This window comes from Microcoleus sp. Pol12B3, assembly GCF_036701355.1.
In the GTDB taxonomy this organism is placed as follows: Bacteria; Cyanobacteriota; Cyanobacteriia; order Cyanobacteriales; family Microcoleaceae; genus Microcoleus.
Map to the genome: position 1 here is coordinate 1 of NZ_JAUBQS010000009.1, position 20,436 is coordinate 20,436.

Sequence of the window (20,436 nt, forward strand, 5' to 3'; positions counted from 1 at the left end):
CAGCAATCGTTTGGGGGTTTTGTGTTGCCGAATCTATCTTCCTTTCTCTCTGCTTAAATATCTGCGGAATGTGGGTTTGAAAGCGTTCCCAGGACTCCTTTAACTGAGCCGGCGCTCGATTTTCGCGATCGTAAACCACCAGCACATTCGTCAAATTCCGGCCCGGTGGCAATAAAACCTGCCCCTGATGAGCCAAACCCACCGAAGCGCCCCCGTCCAAATTCATCGCTTCCAAACAGCCGATAGCCTGCATAATTTTAGCTTCTGCTTCCAAAGACAAACTATCAATAAAAGTCACCAAAAATAACTTATCTCTCGAAGCCGGAAAGCCGATCGCCGTTCTCGAACCCACACCCAAAACATGAGAATCTTTAAAACCTTCTGATAAAGGAGACAGCCAAACTTTCCCTCCTTTCACCAATCTCGGTCCGCAAGTCAGAGAAAACCAATGTTGACTCCAATCCGGCTTACCTTCGATTCTAGCCGTCACCATTTCCAATTGATTTCCCGCTTTAATTCCCAAAGTCGTGCCGTAATTTTCCCATCGGCTGTATTTAAGAAACTTACCCGCTGCCACCATATTTCCCAGCACAGATTTCTGCTCATCTTTACCAAAAAAAGTCCCGTTAGCAACAACAGCAGCCCGGTAACGCGACACCATATTTTCAAAGTGTTCGTCGCCCCGCGTTACTTTAGAAGTATTTGCAAAATCTGCATTATTAGCTAACCCAATTGTGATGTAAATTTCTGGATCGGCGAGGTCAATAGTTGTGAGATAAAAACTTGTGCCACCTACATTTTGACTGCTAACTTGTACAGGTTTTGCTTGCTTAGCGGAACGTCTGATAATTTGAGGTTGAGACTGCACAAAAGGATAATTGGCGGCATTTCGTTGAGGAGTTTGCGGCGATTTTACTATGGGATTTCTGGACAGAGTTTGAGGAGTTTTCCCTGATTTTACAACGGGATGGCTGGGCAGATGTTGAGGAGGTTGATTTGATTGTATACTTGATAAAAAAGCGAGTGACTTTTGCCACAGTTGACCCATGAGAGTCAAGAAACTATCTCGGTTTTGGGCGATCGCAAAATAGTCAGCCGCAACCCGCGCCAAAGCTATGCCCGTTAAAAATAAAAAAGTGCGCCGCAGTATCGGGCGACAACCTTCAGACTGTTTGCGTTTAGACATAAAAAAATCTCAGCTAGGATAGCGAACAGTTTTCTATGGCTGTGACTACAATCGGCGATCGCGCCAATTCTGAAACTACCAGTAGCAAGGTGCCTGCAGCGCACCTTACCACTAATTCAAAACTCAAAACTATTTCCCTAGCCGGTATTCCGCATCCCTGCAGCAATGCCATTAATCGTCAGCAGAGCTCCCCGCAACAATTCACCCTTGCTGTAACGCGAGTGAATCACCCCCGGAACCCCGCCACTACCGTGCTGCCGCAAGCGTTTCAGCAGCGAAACTTGCAACAAACCCAAAGGCACAATCGTCGCATTTCGCAACTGCACCGAACGCTGCAGCGACGGATCTCCATCCAACAAACGTTGGTGTCCGGTAATCGTTAAAACCAAATCGCGAATCAAGTGAAATTCGGCAGCAATTTGATCGAATAAAGCCTTAAAACGCTCCTTTTCAGCCGGCAAAGCTAACTCCCGCACGTAGTGTTCTGCAATTTGCAAATCCACCTTAGATAAAGTCATTTCCACCTTAGAAATTACCATTCTAAAAAATGGCCACTTCAAGTAGAAATACTGTAAAAGTTTCATGTGTTCTTCCGGTTCCTCCAGCAAAAACTCTTGCAAAGCTGTGCCGACACCGTACCAAGAAGGCAGCAAAAAGCGGCTTTGAGTCCAGCTAAAAACCCACGGAATTGCTCGCAAACCGCTGATGTCTTTTTTACCACCCCGCCGGGCCGGGCGAGAACTAATCTGCAACTGGCTGATTTCTTGAATCGGGGTAACTTGGTGAAAGAAATCGACTAAATCCGGCTGTTCGTAAATTAAATGGCGGTAGTGCGATCGCGATCTCACCGACAACTCCTCCATAATCTCATTCCAAGGGTCGATGCCATCGAAACCAGTGTGCAGCAAACTAGCTTGAATTACCGCCGCCGCTACCGTTTCTAAATTGTAAAGCGCCAACTCCGGCAAAGAATATTTAGAAGCCAAAACCTCGCCTTGTTCAGTAATCTTAATTCGCCCGCTAATACTCTTTCCAGGCTGAGCCAAAATAGCCTTGTAAGCAGGGCCGCCACCGCGCCCTACCGAACCGCCTCGGCCGTGAAAAATCCGCAACTCTACATTGTATTTTTCCGCAACCATTTGCAAAGCCTTTTGAGCTTTGTGGATTTCCCAATTGCTGCTGAGGAAACCCGAATCTTTATTGCTGTCCGAATAGCCCAGCATCACCTCTTGCAATTTGAGAGTTTCAATTGAACCTTGGATATTTTCTGCACTTTTTTCCGCTAATTCCTGCGCGTATCCTCCTGTTAGTAGAGCCATATAAAGCGGTAATTCAAATAACTGCTGCATTACTGCAGGCGCTTTTTTCAAATCTTCCACCGTTTCAAACAGAGGAACTACTTGAAAGCTGCTAATTCCAGTCGCCGGGTCGTAAAGTCCTGCTTCTTTTGCTAACAACAAAACCGCCAGCAAATCGCTGACATCGTGACTCATGCTGATCACGTATGTTTGGCAAATTTCCGGACCAAACTCCTGGTGCATTTGCCTCAATATTCGGAAGGTATTGATCGTCTCGCAAGTTTTGGGAGAAAAGGGTAATTCTGCTGGAATTAAAGGGCGGCGAGTTTGCAGTTCCGTTGCCAGCCAAATAATTCGATCGCCTTCCGACATTTGATTGTAAGACTTGGGCAAAATTTGCAAGTATTCAGCAATTTCGCTCAAAGCGTCGGAGTGTACTGTTGATTCTTGGCGGATATCTAGGTAAGCCAAATTAAACCCGTAAATTTCTACTTGGCAGAGCAGATTTTCCAAGTCCCGACAGCTCAAACCTGTTTCCACTAAATTGTGCTCGATGAGCTGCAGCTCGGCTAAAAACTCAGCGCCCGATCGATAAAGGCCTGTCATTCCGGGATTTTCCGACAAAGCTTCGCGTTCCCGCTGCAACTCGTCTCCTTTGTAGAGCCGCCAATTGCGATCGCGCGTATTTTCCAGCCGCTGCAGCACGTAGGCCAGCTTCAACCGATAAGGTTCTTGGCGGTAGCGGATTGCCCATTGCTCGTAAACCTCGGGAAATTCAGATCTGTCGCGATCGAGAGATTCGAGCAATTCCGGCAGCACGTCGCTCCAATGCAGCGACAAACTCAACAGTTCATTTAGCCGTTTCACCGCGCTGATGTACTTCTCTAGCACCAAGTGGCGCTGATAGCAAGCCGTTTGCCAAGTAACTTTCGGAGTCACAGAAGGGTTGCCGTCCCTGTCAGAACCCACCCAAGAACCGAACTTGCAAAAATTGTAACTCGGCGGTTTCAGATAAGGGTAAGAAGCGTGCAGAGCTTGCTTTAAGCGGTGGTAGAGTTCGGGAATAGCATCAAACAGCACTTCCTCAAAGTAGTGCAGAGTGTACTCCACCTCGTCAAGCACAGTCGGCTTGAACTGGTGCAATTCGTCAGTGCGCCACCAGAGGCGAATTTCTTCCATCAGTTGCTCTTGGAGAGCCGCTGCTTCCCAGCAAGACACCGGGTAGGGGCTTTGAGAGTCGGCCCCGATCACCTGAAATTTCTCGTCAACTTGGTCTAGCTGTTGGAGAATCTTCGCCATTCGCCGCTGCTTGGTGCGGATCGTGTGGCGGACAATTTCCGTCGGGTGAGCGGTGAATACCAAGCGGATGTCTAACTGATCGATCAAGCGCTGAATTTGCTGGCTGGGCACGTTCAAGCGCAGCAGCATCGGGAAAAGTTGGTGAAAAGTGCCGGCATCTCGAGCGATCGTCTCGCTGCTGTCTGCCTTGCTCAGAGGCGTTTGGGCGGGGTCTGGGCCTTCCCTGTGCCGCGGGCGATCGGGGGCATCCGTTGCTTGTCCTGGCAGCTTAGAAAACATCCGCCCACCAGCATCGTTGCTGCTAGTGTAAGCTAACTGTTGGTCTCGCTGTTCGTAGTGCTGTTCGACTATGTTGATTAACTGGAAATACAGTGCAAAAGCCCGAGCGGCGCGGATGGCGGCGTTAAGGTCGAGCTTTTCAATTAGCTGTACGACATTCGACTCGCGAAAGTGAGTGGCCTGTCCCTCGGCGGAATTGACCGATCGCATTTGTTGCAGCAAATCCACCAATTCCTGCCCGCACTCCTGTCGCAGCACCGATTCCCACAAGTCCTCTACTACTTTGAGGCGATTGCGCAGAAACAGGTCTGATTTTGAGTAAGCGGGAGAATAGGAAATAGATGTTGCATCAATAGCCTGTTCTGAAGACTGGAGGACTGAACTCATCGGGCTGTTCCTCAATAGCTGCGGGTGTCAAGAAAATTGTATGGTTTAGTTTCGCCTAAAACACTTTTGTTTGCAGTCAAATTTGAGACAACTTATTGCAACGTAGAAAGTAGAAGGCACTTATGTACAAAGTATAAGGAAAGATTAATTCTTAGGCCACAGATTGTACCTATTGTCAAGCTTTCATATCAGTTGACTTGCGATTTTAGATTTTAGACGCTCAGCCTGAGACGTTCGGCGAGCGCTCAGTTGAGTCGCGCTCAGTCGAACAATTTTAGATTTACTCCAAAGATGAATCTGGGAAGTTAAACTAGGGTCGAAAATTTTTATCTCTCCACGACAGGAGTCGGGGGCTAGTATGCCTTTTTAGGCGGGGTCAAAAAATTAAACTTCTAGCTGCAGCATCCTTCCTTGGTCTTTCTAGTCGTGTGATTGAGGAAAGTTGAGCACGGGGAGGCGCGACCCCCGAAAGACTTCTTCGCTTTCAACGCCGATCGACGCAACAAACTCAGCAGCAGCTTTAGCCACCACCAACCCGCCTAGCATGGGTAAGGCGACCAAGCTCAATAAAATGTCTGAGGGAACTGGCAACTTTGGACTGTTAGGTGTTTTATTTTTGAGCAAGTCTTGGTTTTCCGACGGCATAAATTTCTCCTGTGTCAATCCGTAATCCTCAGTTTACAAGGCAAATAATCATCTTGACCGCTGCTTTCTGACTAATGACTTCTGAACTCAAATCGGGTGACATCGGAATGATATCCTGCAAGCGATCGTCCCCGCGCAGCCAAGTCTATAAATATCTTCTCGCGAGATATTAAGCTCGCACTCGGAAAAAACGCTTTGTATAAAATCCGGATACTCCCCGAATGGTATCGATCATCGTGCGACTCTCTCCGCGGAGCATGACGAAACCACAGCACTACAGTCGGAAAATAATAGACATTTCCCGAAAAGCCAGTCTTCAACAGGCAGGATGCCTGTTCCACAAGAATCATGAGAGATGTCTAATTATTATTCGGATGCAAACGGAAACGATATGACTAATGACGAATAACTTATTGCTTGGCTTAAGTTGGACCTATCTGTGCCAAAATGTCGAGGTACTATCAAAAAAATATTCCCCAACGGCTCAAAGCCGAGGGGATACAAGGCAAGACACTAAGTCCAGCATGGCTTAAACCAGAGAAAACGGTTAGCCTCGGCAAATCAAATAATTGTCTGTAAAATCTGTAACTGTGCTATTTCTAGAAAACAAAACCAGCTTTGGCAAAATTTAGAGTTTCATGTTGAATGCGAACGGGAGCATATTGGCAGACAATCGATCGAGCGCGTCGCAGTGGGCGCAAGAAGCTTTAGGGCTTCCCGAAGTTCAAGTACAAGCGCGTTTGCGGGGAAATCACCTGCACATTTTGTGCGAAGCAGCGCAGTGTCCGTCTCAAGAATTGGTGACGGCGAGATTTACCAACGCCCTCGAACACACTGATTTAACGCGACTGCTGCCCGATCGACCTAAAATTTACCAGTTGTTTCTGTGCGGCCGCAAAATCGGTTCCCGACAAAATGACTGGACAGTCCGGCTCGATTGCAGCAGTCCCAAGCGACAGCAACAGCCACAGCAACCAGAACCAAAAGTTACCGAAGCGCCGCCGCCAGCGATCTCCCCCGACGAAACGCCAGGAAGCCGTAAAAGAGGCGGATTTTTCGGCAAATTTAAGAATGACAACCAGAAACTCAAACAGACACCAAAACCAGTAGAAACAGCGGCCCACCCGCCGCAAGTACGGGAAGAACTGGATTTTGACGCCGAAAGTCTGCCGATTGCCTCCCGCATTCAATACCCAGAAGCTTTTGAAACTTCCCCCGTGACGATCGACACTTCGGCTGCTGCGACGCGGGAAGCTTTCGCTTGGACCGTTCCCCCGCAGCAGAAAGCGAACCGTGGCGCGGTGGCTTTGATTCAATCCCCCGAAGCTGACTCAGGCGAGGGCGATCGCGGTGGAACATTGACAGTTTCGCCGGAAACGTTGGCGCGCCGGGGCTATCCAGATGCGATCGCCAGCTATCTCAGCGAAATCCTCGGCCCGATGGGAGTTTCGGTGAAAGTAAGCATTCGCGAAAAAGAACTCAAAACCAGCCGGGAAACCCTGCCGGTGAATGCGCCGGAAAATATCAAGCCCAAGGAACGCCGACTGCTGGTGCTGTGCGAGTCAGCTTACAGCCCAGACCCCTCATTGCTGGCCGAACCCATCGCCGGCCGGCTGCGGAAACTGCAACTAGAGGATTTCCGGGAAGCCGCGATCGCCAGCCAAGTCAGCGGCGAAGCGAAGCCGGACTGGCTGCTGCGGGTGGATTTGACTTCGCCGGACAAAATTCTCAAGGAATGGGCCAGGTGGGGAGACGTACAGTCGATCGCCAAACTGCTAAATCAACACTTGGCTGCATCGAGAGTCGAAGTGCGGGCTACCCTCAAAGAAGCAACCCTCCACCTGTTTTGCAGCAAAACTGCCAAAAAAGGACAAAAGCCTAAACGGCAAGAATACCCGGATAAGCACCAAACCACCGACGCGATCGCCCCTTTGTTAGCCTCGTTTGCGCCCCAAGGCATCCGCGCAGCTACTATCTACGGCGTAGAACCAGCCAAGGACTCTCAGGCGGCGCCGGAGTCCCCGGTGTGGATAGACTGGGTGGACTTGCCTGCCGCCCACCACCCCGACTTGGCTGCAAACGCTAGAACGCTGGCAGTCGAGGGCGACCAATTGGCTCTGACTTTTTTATTGAACAGGTTGCTCAACCCCAATCTCAGACGCAAGCTGGAAACAGGAGGGATTCGGGCTGTCGTGCTGCAAAAAGCCAACGTGCTGCACGTCATGACAGAAGCTCTGACTTGCCCTTCTCAGTCGAAGGTAGGCCCGCCGGTGGCGAAATTTTTGCGGCACTTACAAATTCCGGGAGTGGCAGGGGTGCGAGTCTACGGACGGCGCGCCGGCCAGAAACTGCCCCTGTGGCGCTACGCAATCGACCTCAGAACGGCTGTTAACGAGGAATCAGCGGCACCCGCACCGGCTCCCTCCCAAGTGGCTGTGTTGCAAAAGGAACCGGTGCCGGAGTTTGCGCCGGCCGAGGATGGGAGTTTTTCGGGTTTGGGCGACAACTTGGTGTTCGATGCTCCGATGCCCAACTCCTGGCGGCCCCGCTTCAAAATCAGACTCCCCGGATACAATCTGGGCGAGCAATTCGTTCAAGCTGCGGTGCAACCGCTTGTCGCTTCGGGTTTGTTTGTTCCCAACGATGGTTTGTCAACAAATGCTGCTGCGCCGGGGGGCGTGAGAGCCGATCGCGCGGCCGGCATGGCTTTGATTTGGGCGATCGCCGGCTGTCTGCTGACTTTCAATACCGATTGGCTGCTGGGTTTATTTCTGCAATCTGCGACTGTCAGTCAAGCTCCTAGCGCTTCCGAAGTTTGCAGAGGGCCCAACTGTCAAAATTCAGCTCCCAAGGCTTTGGGCGACGTTACAGCCTCACTTCCGAAGGAAACGCCGAACCCCGTTCCCCCTGCTGATGAGGTGAATTTGCCTCAAATTCCGTTGCAGCCGTCGCCGTCGGCGAACCAGCAAGAGGCTTTCAATGGTTCTGGGTTTACGAAACCGGGAAATACTAGCGTTCCTGTAGCTGATGTTTCTGCTCCTCCGGTGTTCCCGACTTTGAGGAGCGAGCAGCTTGACGACCAGATAGCGCGCTATCAAGAGTACATCCACCTGCACAAAAAACCGCCGGATATTTTAATTGTCGGTAGTTCGAGGGCGCTGCGGGGCATCGACCCGGCGGTGTTGGAAACAGCTTTGGCAGCTTCGGGCTACCCGGGGCTGACGGCTTACAATTTTGGAGTGAATGGAGCTACTCTGCAGGTTGTAGATTCGATCGTCCGCCGGATTTTGCCGCCGCAACAACTGCCGAAATTGCTGGTGTTGGCGGACGGGGCGAGGGCTCTCAACAGCGGGCGGCCGGATTTGACTTTTAGTGCGATCGCTTCTTCGGAAGGTTACAGGCAATTGAGCCGAGGTAGTTTTCTGATCCGCACCAATCAATTAGAATCCGAAACATCGAACGAAAGCGCCAACAATCCGGTGGCGACTGCCACTGAATTGGTAAACAATTTGGGACAAACTCAAGCTAACGTTCAGCAATTGGTGAGTCAGAAGTTGGTTGAGGGTTCTGCAATTTATAAAAAGCGCGATCGACTTAAAGGGTTTTTGCGATCGATCGTTAATCCATCAGCTCCTGTTGCAACCGACAGCCCCCAAACCGCAGCCCTGGGCGAACAAACAACGGAAAATGCCCAGCCAACCGGTGCGAGTAAACCAGTCAGCGAGTATCAACCAAATGGCTTTTTGCCGATCGATATACGCTTCAATCCCGAAACATACTTTCAGAAGCACCCGAAAGTATCTGGTTATTACGACTCCGATTATCAAAATTTTAAATTGATTGGCGAACAAGCTCTAGCACTCAAAAATCTTATCGAATTTACCAAGGTTCGCAACATCAATCTCGTGTTTGTAAATATGCCTCTGACTGAAGATTATTTAGATCCGGTGCGGACAGGTTACGAACAAGAATTCCGGCAATATATGCAAGAATTAGCAGCCCAAAGCGGACTAATTTTCCTAGATAAGAGTTTATTGTGGCCGCAGGCGCGGGAATCTTTTTCCGACCCCAGCCACCTCAACCGTTACGGTGCAGTTGCAGTGTCTAAGCGGTTGGCTCAAGATCCCATGATTCCCTGGCCGGCGAAACAGTAGTTTTGACTTTTGAGTTTTGAGTTATTTTAGAAGTTAAAGGGATCCAGCGTGGCGAGTGCTGCGCGACGATCTCAAAACTATTCTTTCCGGCGGCTAAATACTGAAAATGAAAAGATTGATATTTCCTGAAAATAGCCAAAATACACAGATAAAAAATCATAGAAAAAATCTGCCTTTGATATTTTTTATATTATCTTTAGCATTTTTCTGCTTCAGTTTGTATAAAGGTTTCTTTTTACCTTTAGCTTTATCCTCTGGGCCGCCCAGCAACGAACAAAGTAGCGAACAGCCAACTCTGGCACCTTTTGAACAGGTGGTTAAAGACACACAACAGTTAGAGGGATTATTTACTCTTTACCGCAATCAAGCCACTGATAAAGTATATCTGGAAATTAAACCGGAACAACTCAACAAAAAGTTCCTCTGCTTTGTGACATTGGCATCGGGTTTGGGAGAATCGGGCATTTTGAGCGGAATGCCGCTCGGCGATTTCTTGTTTCAACTGCGGCGCGTCCAAAATAACGTGCAGTTTGTGATACCAAATGTAAATTTTCGCACAACTCCGGGCGATCCGCAAGCAGGTTCGGTAGCACGGGGATTTAGCGATTCGATTCTCTATTCTTTGCCTCTCAAAAGCATTCATCCGCAAAAACAAACTCTGCTAATCGATTTAGGAGATTTGCTAATGAGCGAAAAACGCGATTTACCAGGGGTAAAAGCGATTTTGCCGATGATTTTGGGCGCTTCGTACTCGATCGATGCAGACAAGTCTTCTTTTAAAGATGTTAAAGCGTTTCCACTGAATGTGGAGATTGCTTCTGTCTATGGTTTTTCTAGCGATAATGACAGTCAAGTTAACTATTTACCTTCGGTTCCTGACAGTCGGGCTTTTAACCTCCGCATTCATTACAGTTTCTCGGAAGTGCCGCTAAATAACGGCTACCGCCCCAGACTGGCGGACGAGCGAGTGGGCTATTTTCTTACAGCATATAAGGACTTTTCTGACAAGAGCAGCCGGGAGCCTTTTGTGCGCTATATTAATCGCTGGCATTTGCAAAAGCAAATCCCGACAGCGCCGATGTCGCCTCCGGTACAGCCGATCGTCTTTTGGATTGAAAATAATGTGCCTCCCGAATACCGAAACGCAATTCGCGAGGGCGTTTTGGAGTGGAACAAAGCTTTTGAAAAGGCAGGTTTTACTGACGCAATTCAGGTCAAACAAATGCCGGACAATGCTAAATGGGACCCGGCTGACGTTCGCTACAATACTATCCGCTGGGCGAGTTCTTTTGAGCCTCAGTTTGCTGGCATCGGGCCGTCTCGCACTAACCCGCTGACGGGGGAAATTTTGGATGCTGACATTCTGTTGGATGCTAATGTTGTCCGGGAAATCAAACAGGGTTATCGGTCTTTGGTCGAACAAAATCGCTCGCTATCTAAGAGTTTTCAAGGGCGAAACGGTTCTAATACTAATCCCTGTCAGTTTGGGATGTATTCTCGCTATTTGAAGGTGCTAGAAAATGGGGATTTAGGAAAAAGCAGCGGGGAAAATGCTCAAGGTGGAATTGCTGATGATTTGCCGACTTTGGTAGAAAGATACCAAGAGCAAAAGCGATCGCATTTATCGCGGTTGATGTCGAGTTCGGATATGTGTTTTGGGTTGGAATCGAGCCGACAGTTTGCGATCGGGGCAATGTCGATGGATCTGTTGGAAAATGCAGCGCCTAGCAGTGGGACGATTGACAATTATGTTAATGAATATATCCGATTTTTGACTGCCCACGAAGTCGGTCATACTCTCGGTTTGAGGCACAATTTTCACGGGAGTACGATGCTGCAACCGGAGGATTTGAACAATACTCAGGTAACTCGCACGCAAGGTATGATTGCGTCGGTGATGGATTATGTGCCGATTAATTTGGCACCGCAGGGAACTGTGCAGGGCGACTATTATCCGACGATTGTAGGGCCTTACGACGATTGGGCGATCGAGTACGGTTACAAAGTGATTGGCGGCGCAAACCCGAACAGCGACTTACCAGCGCTGCAACAAATTGCCAGCCGCGCTGCGGAACCCCAATTAGCTTACGCGCCAGATGAGGATTCTGTTGATATTCTCGACCCCGCTGCAAATACCTTCGATCTCAGCGCCAATATGCTGAGGTATTCGCAATGGCAATTGGATAATGCGAGGGCGATGTGGAAGCGTTTAGAAAAGCGAATTCCGGTTGGGGAAGACGGTTATAACGAACTGCGGGTGATGTTTGATTCGGTGTTCGGGTATTATGTTCAGCAGGTGATGAATGCGACTTTGTATGTGGGGGGACAGTCGTTTAATCGGATTCGCCCCGGTGACGCTAATGCGAAGTTGCCGTTTGTGCCGATCGAACTTTCTCAGCAGCGAGAAGCTTTAGCAACACTGGAAAAGTACGTTTTTGCGCCGGATGCGTTTAGTTTTGCGCCGGAATTGCTCAACAAATTGGCGCCTTCGCGCTGGGAACACTGGGGAAGTCCGGCTTTGGTGTTTCCTCTAGATTACCCGATCGGCGATCGAATTACTTTTTTGCAGCGGTTTGTGTTGCGGGTTTTGCTATCTCCGGTGCGCTTGGCGAGACTGCGGGATGCCGAGTTAAAATCAGCGCCGGAAACTGCTTTGAGGTTGCCGGAAGTGTTGGATACTGTGCAAAAGGATATCTGGCAGGAGGTTTTGCAGCCGGAAAAGAAGATGCAAATTTCAACTTTTCGGCGTTCTTTGCAGCGGGAACATTTGGCGATTTTGATCGGAATGGTGCTGCGAAAAACGAATGTTCCAGAGGATGCGCGGAGTTTGGCTTGGTACGAGTTGCGGCAGTTGCGGGAGGGTTTGAGCAAGAGTATTCGGAATTTGGATCGGAATGCTGATGCTTATACGCGGGCTCATTTGGAGGAAACGCGCGATCGAATTTCTAAGGTTTTGAATGCACAGATTCAGTCGAATTAAAGAGACTGAAACAAAAGATTAGTCATAAACAGAGTAAAATTTAGTCTAACCCCGGCATCGTGCGTAAGTCCCGATCAACAAAGTAGTGGTAGGGTGCGTCGTCACCCTTAACTCCTAAAGGCGAGCGACAATTGATGAGCGAGTGCACCTACTCGGGCCCTTGAGCGCAAACAAACAAAACACCCATGGTTGTTGCAAGAATTTGGAGAATTGGTATAAATATATGTCTAATTTTGAGATCGTGCTAAAGCTCTTGCTACAACTAACGATTATTTTGGGAAGTTGTCGTATTGTATCAATGATTGGGCGTTATTTAGGACAAACTGAGGTTGTTTGTGAGATGATCGCTGGGGTAATGTTGGGTCCATCGCTATTTGGTTTGGTGGCGCCGGATTTGCAGCAATGGCTATTTCCTCATACTTCTCTATTGTTGGCCACAGGAATAAAAATTCCCAATCCTTCCATGTCTGTTCTTTTCGCTATCAGTCAGATAGGCTTAGTAATTTATATGTTTTTGATCGGCTTGGAATTGAACGCCGATTTGTTAAAGAGTAATGTCAGGAGTGCGGTTCTGATATCGGCTGCTGGTATCATAGCACCATTTACATTGGGAGCGATCTTCGCTTTGTTTTTGTACAGCAATGCACAACTTTTTAATCCTGACATAACCTCTTGGGCTGCGGCTTTATATTTAGGCGCTTCCATGTCAATTACCGCCTTTCCGATGTTGGCCCGGATGTTGTATGAAAGAGGTATTGCGAAAACAACCTTTGGAACTTTAGCATTAGCAGCAGGTTCAATCGATGATGCGAGTGCGTGGTGTTTACTGGCAATTGTATTAGCAAGTATTAAGAATTCTGCCAGTATTGCCGCCTTGGCAATTGGTGGCGGAATTGGCTATGTATTGTTAATGATTTTTGTCGGCAGACCCATGTTTAGTATATTTAGTCGTTGGACTAAACGCGATCGTAAAGTAACCATGCAAACTCTCACATTAGTCTTAATAATTCTTATGTTATGCTCCTGGTTTACCGATTATATGGGTATATATGCGGTATTTGGGGCATTTATTTTAGGTAGCGTTATGCCTCGCGGGGAATTTGCTGAACAGGTAAGACAATACACTGAGTTTATCACCACTTCTTTTTTATTGCCAATCTTCTTTGTATTCTCGGGTTTAAATACCCAAATTGGGTTAGTAAATACCCCTACACTCTGGGTCATTACCATCGTAATTATAGGGCTTGCTATTTTAGGGAAAGGGGTAGCTTGTTTGTTAGCAGCCCGAATCTCAGGGGTGAATTGGCGGGAATCTGCGACTATTGGTGCATTAATGAACGCTAGAGGGTTAATGGAATTAATTATCCTCAATATTGGTTTAGAGCAAGGTGTAATTACTCCTACTTTATTTACTATTATGGTAATAATGGCGATTTTTACTACCCTAATCACATCTCCCCTAGTGGGTTTATTGTTACAGGGAAATAACGATGTACCAGCCCCAAAATACTAATTTAAAATAATCGGTATCAGCATAACTTAAAAATATCTGATGCAGATCGTGTTGAGAATTGGCTGCGGATAGAGATATCGGAAATTGCATCGTACTTTAAAGAGGAAGCTGGGAAATTGCTGCTAGAAGAACCGGGTTTTCGCATGATAGTTTTTGACCCAAACACGGAGGAGATTATCAAATGGCAACCGCAAATCAACCCGTAGACCAATGGCGTGAGACGTTGGAGAAAATTCTCCAATACTATGCGGATCTTCCTTATACTTATGGGGATGTGATTACCTATGTGGTGGTGAGCCGCGATCGCGACCATTTTATGCTGATACATGAAGGTTGGGAAAATCATCTGCGAGTTCATGGTACTGTGGTTCACGCCGAAATTCGCAATGACAAAATCTGGATTCATTATGATGGTATTGAAGACGGCATCACTGATGAACTCGTCGCCTCTGGCGTACCCAAAGATCGGATTGTTCTGGCTTTTCATCCACCGGAAGTCCGAGAGTTCACTGGATATGCGATCGCATAGCTTCTCGTCTTGACCGAGATTTTAGATAATATCAGCTTGATAGCGCACATTCACGATCGCACCTGCTGTCTTGCTGCTTTAGCTGCAATCAGTTTGTTGTACAAAGCTGGATCGCTGGTTTGTAGAGGTTGAGGCATGGCATCAAATGCGGCTTCTTCGGCGGCTAGGTAAGCGTCGATTTCAGCGCGGTTGGCTAGATAAAAGGCGATCGCGCCATAAACCTGTTCCAGTGTCAGTAGTGGGAAAGACTGAACAATACTTTCGGGCGATAATCCTTGTTGGAAAGCATAGGCGATCGAGTCAAGAGAAATCCGAGTTCCTTCAACCCAATAGGCATCATTCCGATACTCTATGTAAGTTTTAACTGCTACAACTGGCATACATTTTTTTGATTCTAACTACTTATTATCATAGACGGAAGAACCCGCAGGCAGCCAAGGGTCTGCATGAGGTCTGTCAGAGGTTGGTTGCGGAAGGTTGCGAGTTGAATTAAGGCTTGAATGCGGGCAACATTGAGTTGTTCAAGGCGATCGCTCATTTGGATCAGTTGCTTGTGTTCTTCGGGAGTCAGGGTTTCGGCATGACGCTTGGCGATGAGGGCATGGTATTCTTCCCAGGTTTGTGCACTAAAGCCGATGTTAATTTGTTGCAGCAAGTCGGCTTCAGTAGGTTGGGTGGTTGGAAGTCTAGGCTGGAGGCGTTCTTGTAGGGCGTTGAGGATGTAGAGATCGGGTTCAACGCCCTGTCTAGCTGCTTCAGTGCGGATCTGCTGTTCGAGTTCGGGAGAGAGGTTGAGGGTGATGGTGGTCATGGTTATCTTGGCAGCAAAATCTATTTATAATTTTAGCGATCGGGCTTTCACCTTATCTCGAACTAAATCGCCTGGAACTTCTCGATTTTACTGTCCGCGTCCTGGTTTGCAATCTACGAAACCTAATGCTTCTGTGTCGGGGAAATTGGCGATCGAAATGGCGATCGCACTTCTCGGTTGCGATACTTCAGACGCGGAATTGAGCCGTCTCCAGGGCGATCGTACAAACTCTGATAATCTTGCCAAGTCGTAGGTAAGCGTATTACAGAACCCGCAGCCCATTGAATTTTTTATGGTGAGATGAGGGCAAGCATAATCTAAGCTCCCTTTTGCAGCCATTGATTTTAATGATAACAAGAGTGGTGTGGGCGATCGCTCCTGGTTGTTAGTCCAAATTGGTGATGAACTAATACAGTTCAGTTAAGGCTAAAAATTAAAATTCACCTAGGTTGGGTTGAGGAACGAAACCCAACCTAGACAATGTTATTTCGTTGTTAGGCATTCCGGGTATGGAATTACAAACGCTTCTGACTTACCTGTAAGGAAGTTGATAGTAAGGGCACACAGCATCTACTTGTATTTCATAATATATCATTAATTCTCCCTCCCAAGTCATATACTGAGAACCAGGAACCTCCAAAATCAAATCTGCATTCCCGTTATGACGGTGGAACTTAATATCTGGTGTTTTCTTAGAAAACTCATTCTCAAAGAATAGAGGTGGCAGCTTACTGACGCGTTCTGCAATTGACTCTATATCATATTGGGAGGCGGTATCATTAACAGCGACATCGCGACGCAATTTTTCTCCGTGAAAGTGACGAACCGTTCTCGCAATTGCAGCCCTCAAATGATCACCCACTCGGTAGAGATTTGCAAAGTGATAACGTAGGTCTCGATTTAAGGAAATAGCGGTTATACCATCGGGATGAATTTCACAATCAGGGCCTATACGCCCATTAGGTTGCATCCCCTCTAGAAAATACCCAACAATACGAGCATTTTTGGGAAAAGTTTGAATACCTTTGTCTACAGTACGTGCAACTATGCCACGTCCCATTGAGTACATCATTATGGGACGCAATTGACCACCATTGTGTTTAATCTTATTAACAATAGGAGCAAATGATTCTCTGTAGTCATTGATTGCATTCCGAAAAGGCTTATAAGCAGGGTGTTTGACCTTATCCAACCAACGGTCTGGATGTTTTTCCTGAACATTGCTATCATATGGGTGAATAACTTTAATAATCCAATAGCAATCATCAATGTGAGATTGTAAGGCGTGTAGTAATTTTTTTTGTAAATCAGGCAGCTTCTTTAAAGGATAATCTAAATTTCCATCAGCATTAAACAAAGCCGTATAAATCTGATCGATTTCATCCAGAACACCATTGAAAGACTGCATGACTTCCTGTATCGAGCTACTGTAGATTGAGAACGGATGCCGTTGGGTGTGCTCGTTATGATAGGTAAAGCTTTCAGGGAGAAGTTTTAGACAATTAAATGCTTTAGGGTATAAGTTGCCATCTCTATGTGTTTTACGTTCGAGGTTCATCATAAGATCATAAGTGAGTCAAGCTTGTAGTACAAGTGTAACACATCGAGTGTGAATTAAGGACTGCTAAACCCAAAGCCTGCCTCAATCCACACAACTACTTGCTTCCGGCAATAACTACGGTATGGGCTTTGACGAATCCGATCGCCCTCCACCATGCTAAACCGTTCCTCAACTTGCAATCCTTCGGTCTGTAATAAATTTAACAATAGTGATGCTGGTTCTTCCGGCGTATGAGGACTAAACCGCAAATAAATTACACCTCTTGGCTATCGCAGCCGCAAGCGATAAATAAGTGAATTTGTGCTTTCCAGTTCATAACCAGTGCGCCTCTATAGGGTTTTCATCTATTATGAGCAACGCGCGATCGAATTTCTAAGGTTTTGAATTCGCAAATTCAGTCGCATTAATCTGTTGCTGAATACAGGTAGGAATTTAGATTTCCCAATTGCTATAAGCCCTCGGAGGGTGAGTTTTGTAATTTCCGAGAAAAGTTAATTAATTTATACCCTGATTAACGCGTTGTTTAATCAGGGTATGAAAAAAATCATTTTAAAATTCCCAAGCTTTGTGGGTACTGGTTTCTATGACTTGCCTATTTAGGCTTTCATACCGTAAATTAGCAAAGCAAAATAAAATTAGGGGTAAGCGCTTTTCACTTACCCCTACCATTTATTTGGCACTTTTTAACTTACTAAAAAATCTAGCAATAAATCACCACAAAATCGACGCCATTTATGCTAGAAATACTTGTCGATGTTGAGGGTCAAAATCATGAATGCTCCGAGCAAATGACCTGCGCTCATGCAAGCCAGGAATGCCGGTACGCTAACATTGTTGAACAAAGAGGGGAAGGGTAGAGGCATTTTCGGTCCGACGTGGGGATGCCAAATTCGGCGGCTGAGAACTAGCAATGCTAATATATTGCAAACCAACATCACTATTGGTTTTTGCCAATTTCCTGATGCTGTGTCAGCCAAAGTCGATTCTACTACTGCCAGTAAATTTGAGTTAATCATCGTTGATGCTCCTATTTTTCATAAATTATCAGAAATGCTCGATGAGATTTATTGCCAAAAATACAGTAGGGGCGATCGCCTTTACGCAATAAATATCTGTTGCTGTTCATCTTCACCGCGCCAGCGACAGCGCCCCCACCCCTAATCATCGAATTACAGCAAAAAGTCTTTTAATGCCATTCAAAAGTAACGAAAGATACAAAGGAACCAAACCATACTCGCTGCCATTTGTAACTTTTAGCCTGTCTGGCAGTGGTGGCATTTACTCACGCTGCCAGACAGGAAATACCGCTACTCATTACTGAGCAATGTAGGTAGGCAGAAAGTGAAGTATGTCACGGAGAACGCTATATCCAGCGGCGTCCCAAAGCAAATAAGCTAAGAAACCGATCATCGCTAAGCGACCGTTCCAAAGTTCTGCTTGCGGGTTGAAGCCAAACAAAAAGGCATTCCGATCTTTGCCGTTGTAAGCATTAGCTGTAGGAGGCAAGTTAGTAGGACGAGTTTCCATGTTTTTACATTCCTTAACAATGTTTCGCTTCTCATGGTAGCGGCCTAATTTCTGCTTTGCTATCTGCCTGTAGGCTCAAGATACACACAAGTCTAAAGGAGGATTTTGAAGCGGAGAATAAAGTGTTAAGTTTTGTTGAGGGGGATTTTTTAAGCGATCGCCTGTATCTGTAGATATTAAATACAACTGCAAGTTGATATGGCCGCTGTGAAAGGCTCCATCGCCCCGTCGTAGCGACAAACAACGGCGCTGGTGACTCGACAATACTGAATTCGCGAGATCCTAGACGCAAGAAAATTTAGTAAATTTCAACTGAAAAGCCGAACACATCGCGCGGGAGTTAATTAAAATAGGAGATAAACAGAGCGATCGGGAGAAACAGTTATCGAAACCATCTACGGCAATCTTCAAGGTTTAAAGTCCAGCCAGCTCAAGCAACTCGAAAAGCTTTACCACCAGCGACTACCGGGCGATCGCATCACCACTGCAGAATTCGCCCAGCGCGTCGCCGCCATCAGCACGGAAATAGACAAACCAATCTGCACCTACATCAACCGTCGCGGACAAGTAATTCGCGTCGGCGTGGGTTCACCCCGGCAAACGCAGATTGCGCCCCTAGAATTGCCCCGCTACGGGGGAGGTCGCCTCAGCGGCATTCGCTGCATCGCCACCCACCTAAAGCCAGAAACCCCAAGCGAAGCAGCCCTCACAGCAATGGCAATTCAGCGCTTGGACGCCCTCGTTTGGCTGACACTGACCGGCGGAGGATTTCAGCGCCGCGGCGGCGGTGCGACTGGTTACATTCAAGAAACTTATCTCGCTCACCTGATACCCCAGGGAGACCAGCCAAATTTTGAGTTCTCTGTTTTGAGCGCTCAGTTAGAACCAGATGCAACTGATGAAATAGAAGAGCCTTCAATTCCAAAGTCAATAATCAAAACTCAACACTTTCCCTGGAAAATATCAGAACCGCTGAATTTGGACGAACTCGCCGACCAAGACTTTCTGGATTTGGTGGAAGGACTCGAAGCAGAGTTTCAAGCAGAGTTTGTCGCTAAGCAGGTCGATGCAGACCAAGACAAAGTGCTGTTGGTAGGTGTAATGACTCAGCACATGACTCAGTTGGAATTTGAGGACGGGCTGGCAGAAATCACGCGGCTGGTAGAAAGCGCCGGGGGTCAGGTATTGCAAACAGTGCGCCAAAAACGATCGCGCCCCCATCCGCAAACAGTGGTCGGCGAAGGCAAAGTTCAGGAAATTTCCCTCACCGCTCAGACAATTAGCGCTAACCTGGTGGTATTCGATCGCGACCTGGCCCCCGCACAAATACGGAACTTGGAAACTCAGATAGGTCTTCGCGTTGTCGATCGAACAGAAGTAATTCTCGACATCTTTGCCCAAAGAGCTCGAACGAGCGAGGGTAAATTGCAAGTCGAACTCGCTCAGCTAGAGTACGCCCTGCCCCGGCTCAGAGGTCGCGGTCAGGCAATGTCGAGACAGGGTGGCGGCATCGGTACCAGAGGCCCTGGGGAAACCAAACTAGAAACCGAACGGCGGACGATCGCCAAACGCATTTCTCGATTGCAGCAAGAAGTAAATCAACTGCTGGCGCACCGCTTCCGGCTGCGGCAGAACCGCCATCATCACGACGTACCCTCAGTGGCGATCGTCGGCTACACCAACGCCGGTAAATCGACTCTGCTTAACCTGCTCACCAATTCCGAGGTCTACGCCGCCGACCAGTTATTTGCCACCCTCGACCCCACAACTCGACGGTTGACCATTCCCGGCGTCACCGGGGAACCCCTGTCGATCGTCCTCACAGATACAGTGGGCTTTATTCGCGAACTGCCCCCTGCCTTGATCGACGCTTTCCGGGCTACCCTCGAAGAAGTCACTGACGCCGATGCTTTGCTGCATCTCGTCGATCTCTCCCATCCCGCTTGGCAGAGCCAAATTCGATCGGTCATGAATATTTTGACAGATATGCCCGTAACTCCCGGCCCAGCCCTTGTAGTTTTCAACAAAATCGATGCCGTAGATGAAGATACTCTCGCCCTTGCCAGAGAAGAATTTCCTCAAGCAGTATTTATTTCTGCTGCCAAAGGTCTCGGGATGGAAACTCTCCGCGAGAGACTAGCTCAGCTCATTCAATACGCCCTCTACCCTCGGTAAATACTTAAATATTCCTTTTGAATAGTTGACATGGGGGAATATACGTACATATACTGAGGACAGATCTAGTCGAACTGTGAGATTATAAAAGA

At 47.6% G+C, this 20,436-nt stretch carries 15 protein-coding genes; 6 read left to right on the forward strand and 9 right to left on the reverse strand.

Going from position 1 to position 20,436, the window contains the following annotated elements; genetic code table 11:
• The 3 genes from QUA53_RS06490 to QUA53_RS06500 form a co-directional block, all read right to left on the reverse strand.
• Window positions 1-1,186 (reverse strand): phosphodiester glycosidase family protein (locus tag QUA53_RS06490; RefSeq protein WP_333095757.1); only part of this gene is annotated, 1,186 nt, incomplete at its 3' end.
• A 137-nt stretch (window positions 1,187-1,323) separates the two neighbouring features.
• Window positions 1,324-4,449: a phosphoenolpyruvate carboxylase gene (ppc, locus tag QUA53_RS06495; protein ID WP_333095758.1), complete on the reverse strand. Its 3,126-nt coding sequence runs from the start codon at window positions 4,447-4,449 to the stop codon at window positions 1,324-1,326.
• A 420-nt stretch (window positions 4,450-4,869) separates the two neighbouring features.
• Window positions 4,870-5,094 carry a hypothetical protein gene (locus QUA53_RS06500; protein ID WP_333095759.1) on the reverse strand — a complete coding sequence of 75 codons (225 nt, stop codon included), beginning with the start codon at window positions 5,092-5,094 and terminating at the stop codon, window positions 4,870-4,872.
• 638 nt (window positions 5,095-5,732) lie between these two features.
• Here QUA53_RS06500 and QUA53_RS06505 point away from each other — a divergent pair.
• The 4 genes from QUA53_RS06505 to QUA53_RS06520 all read left to right on the forward strand — a co-directional run bounded on the left by QUA53_RS06505 (window position 5,733) and on the right by QUA53_RS06520 (window position 14,270).
• Window positions 5,733-9,248 carry a hypothetical protein gene (locus QUA53_RS06505; RefSeq protein WP_333095760.1) on the forward strand — a complete coding sequence of 1,172 codons (3,516 nt, stop codon included), beginning with the start codon at window positions 5,733-5,735 and terminating at the stop codon, window positions 9,246-9,248.
• A 106-nt stretch (window positions 9,249-9,354) separates the two neighbouring features.
• A complete protein-coding gene (locus tag QUA53_RS06510; protein WP_445304922.1) occupies window positions 9,355-12,228 on the forward strand; it encodes a zinc-dependent metalloprotease in 2,874 nt (957 codons plus the stop codon).
• Between the two features lie 223 nt (window positions 12,229-12,451).
• Window positions 12,452-13,741 carry a cation:proton antiporter domain-containing protein gene (locus QUA53_RS06515; protein ID WP_333095762.1) on the forward strand — a complete coding sequence of 430 codons (1,290 nt, stop codon included), beginning with the start codon at window positions 12,452-12,454 and terminating at the stop codon, window positions 13,739-13,741.
• Between the two features lie 181 nt (window positions 13,742-13,922).
• Window positions 13,923-14,270 (forward strand): XisI protein, encoded by a 348-nt coding sequence (locus tag QUA53_RS06520; RefSeq protein ID WP_333095763.1) that lies wholly within the window; start codon window positions 13,923-13,925, stop codon window positions 14,268-14,270.
• Window positions 14,271-14,320: 50 nt separating this feature from the next.
• On the opposite strand, the gene QUA53_RS06525 is transcribed toward QUA53_RS06520, so the two are convergent.
• A complete protein-coding gene (locus QUA53_RS06525; protein WP_333095764.1) occupies window positions 14,321-14,650 on the reverse strand; it encodes a DUF433 domain-containing protein in 330 nt (109 codons plus the stop codon).
• Between the two features lie 14 nt (window positions 14,651-14,664).
• The gene (locus QUA53_RS06530; protein ID WP_333095765.1) at window positions 14,665-15,081 is read right to left on the reverse strand and encodes a hypothetical protein; all 417 of its coding nucleotides are present in this window, start codon (window positions 15,079-15,081) and stop codon (window positions 14,665-14,667) included.
• Here QUA53_RS06530 and QUA53_RS06535 point away from each other — a divergent pair.
• Window positions 15,080-15,334, forward strand: a complete 255-nt coding sequence (locus tag QUA53_RS06535; protein WP_333095766.1) for a hypothetical protein — start codon at window positions 15,080-15,082, stop codon at window positions 15,332-15,334. The genes QUA53_RS06530 and QUA53_RS06535 overlap by 2 nt on opposite strands.
• 279 nt (window positions 15,335-15,613) lie before the next feature.
• Here QUA53_RS06535 and QUA53_RS06540 read toward each other — a convergent pair whose 3' ends face one another.
• The 4 genes from QUA53_RS06540 to QUA53_RS06555 form a co-directional block, all read right to left on the reverse strand.
• The gene (locus tag QUA53_RS06540; RefSeq protein WP_333095767.1) at window positions 15,614-16,642 is read right to left on the reverse strand and encodes a hypothetical protein; all 1,029 of its coding nucleotides are present in this window, start codon (window positions 16,640-16,642) and stop codon (window positions 15,614-15,616) included.
• Between the two features lie 53 nt (window positions 16,643-16,695).
• Window positions 16,696-16,848, reverse strand: a complete 153-nt coding sequence (locus tag QUA53_RS06545; protein ID WP_333221953.1) for a hypothetical protein — start codon at window positions 16,846-16,848, stop codon at window positions 16,696-16,698.
• A gap of 531 nt (window positions 16,849-17,379) precedes the next feature.
• Window positions 17,380-17,658 (reverse strand): Photosystem I reaction center subunit PsaK, encoded by a 279-nt coding sequence (locus tag QUA53_RS06550; RefSeq protein WP_333095769.1) that lies wholly within the window; start codon window positions 17,656-17,658, stop codon window positions 17,380-17,382.
• A gap of 298 nt (window positions 17,659-17,956) precedes the next feature.
• Complete coding sequence (locus QUA53_RS06555; protein ID WP_333041855.1) at window positions 17,957-18,169, reverse strand: chlorophyll a/b-binding protein; 213 nt, start codon at window positions 18,167-18,169, stop codon at window positions 17,957-17,959.
• 582 nt (window positions 18,170-18,751) lie between these two features.
• On the opposite strand from QUA53_RS06555, the gene hflX reads away from it, so the two are divergent.
• Window positions 18,752-20,344, forward strand: a complete 1,593-nt coding sequence (gene hflX / locus QUA53_RS06560) for a GTPase HflX (protein WP_333095770.1) — start codon at window positions 18,752-18,754, stop codon at window positions 20,342-20,344.
• The last annotated feature ends 92 nt before the right edge of the window (window positions 20,345-20,436 follow it).

What these genes read in the sequence shown, in the direction of transcription:
- ppc (WP_333095758.1), bottom strand. Translation starts at nt 4,449, where the DNA reads ATGAGTTCAGTCCTCCAGTCTTCAGAACAGGCTATTGATGCAACATCT.
- QUA53_RS06500 (WP_333095759.1), bottom strand. Translation starts at nt 5,094, where the DNA reads ATGCCGTCGGAAAACCAAGACTTGCTCAAAAATAAAACACCTAACAGT.
- QUA53_RS06505 (WP_333095760.1), top strand. Translation starts at nt 5,733, where the DNA reads ATGTTGAATGCGAACGGGAGCATATTGGCAGACAATCGATCGAGCGCG.
- QUA53_RS06510 (WP_445304922.1), top strand. Translation starts at nt 9,355, where the DNA reads ATGAAAAGATTGATATTTCCTGAAAATAGCCAAAATACACAGATAAAA.
- QUA53_RS06515 (WP_333095762.1), top strand. Translation starts at nt 12,452, where the DNA reads ATGTCTAATTTTGAGATCGTGCTAAAGCTCTTGCTACAACTAACGATT.
- QUA53_RS06520 (WP_333095763.1), top strand. Translation starts at nt 13,923, where the DNA reads ATGGCAACCGCAAATCAACCCGTAGACCAATGGCGTGAGACGTTGGAG.
- QUA53_RS06525 (WP_333095764.1), bottom strand. Translation starts at nt 14,650, where the DNA reads ATGCCAGTTGTAGCAGTTAAAACTTACATAGAGTATCGGAATGATGCC.
- QUA53_RS06535 (WP_333095766.1), top strand. Translation starts at nt 15,080, where the DNA reads ATGGTTATCTTGGCAGCAAAATCTATTTATAATTTTAGCGATCGGGCT.
- QUA53_RS06530 (WP_333095765.1), bottom strand. Translation starts at nt 15,081, where the DNA reads ATGACCACCATCACCCTCAACCTCTCTCCCGAACTCGAACAGCAGATC.
- QUA53_RS06540 (WP_333095767.1), bottom strand. Translation starts at nt 16,642, where the DNA reads ATGATGAACCTCGAACGTAAAACACATAGAGATGGCAACTTATACCCT.
- QUA53_RS06550 (WP_333095769.1), bottom strand. Translation starts at nt 17,658, where the DNA reads ATGATTAACTCAAATTTACTGGCAGTAGTAGAATCGACTTTGGCTGAC.
- QUA53_RS06555 (WP_333041855.1), bottom strand. Translation starts at nt 18,169, where the DNA reads ATGGAAACTCGTCCTACTAACTTGCCTCCTACAGCTAATGCTTACAAC.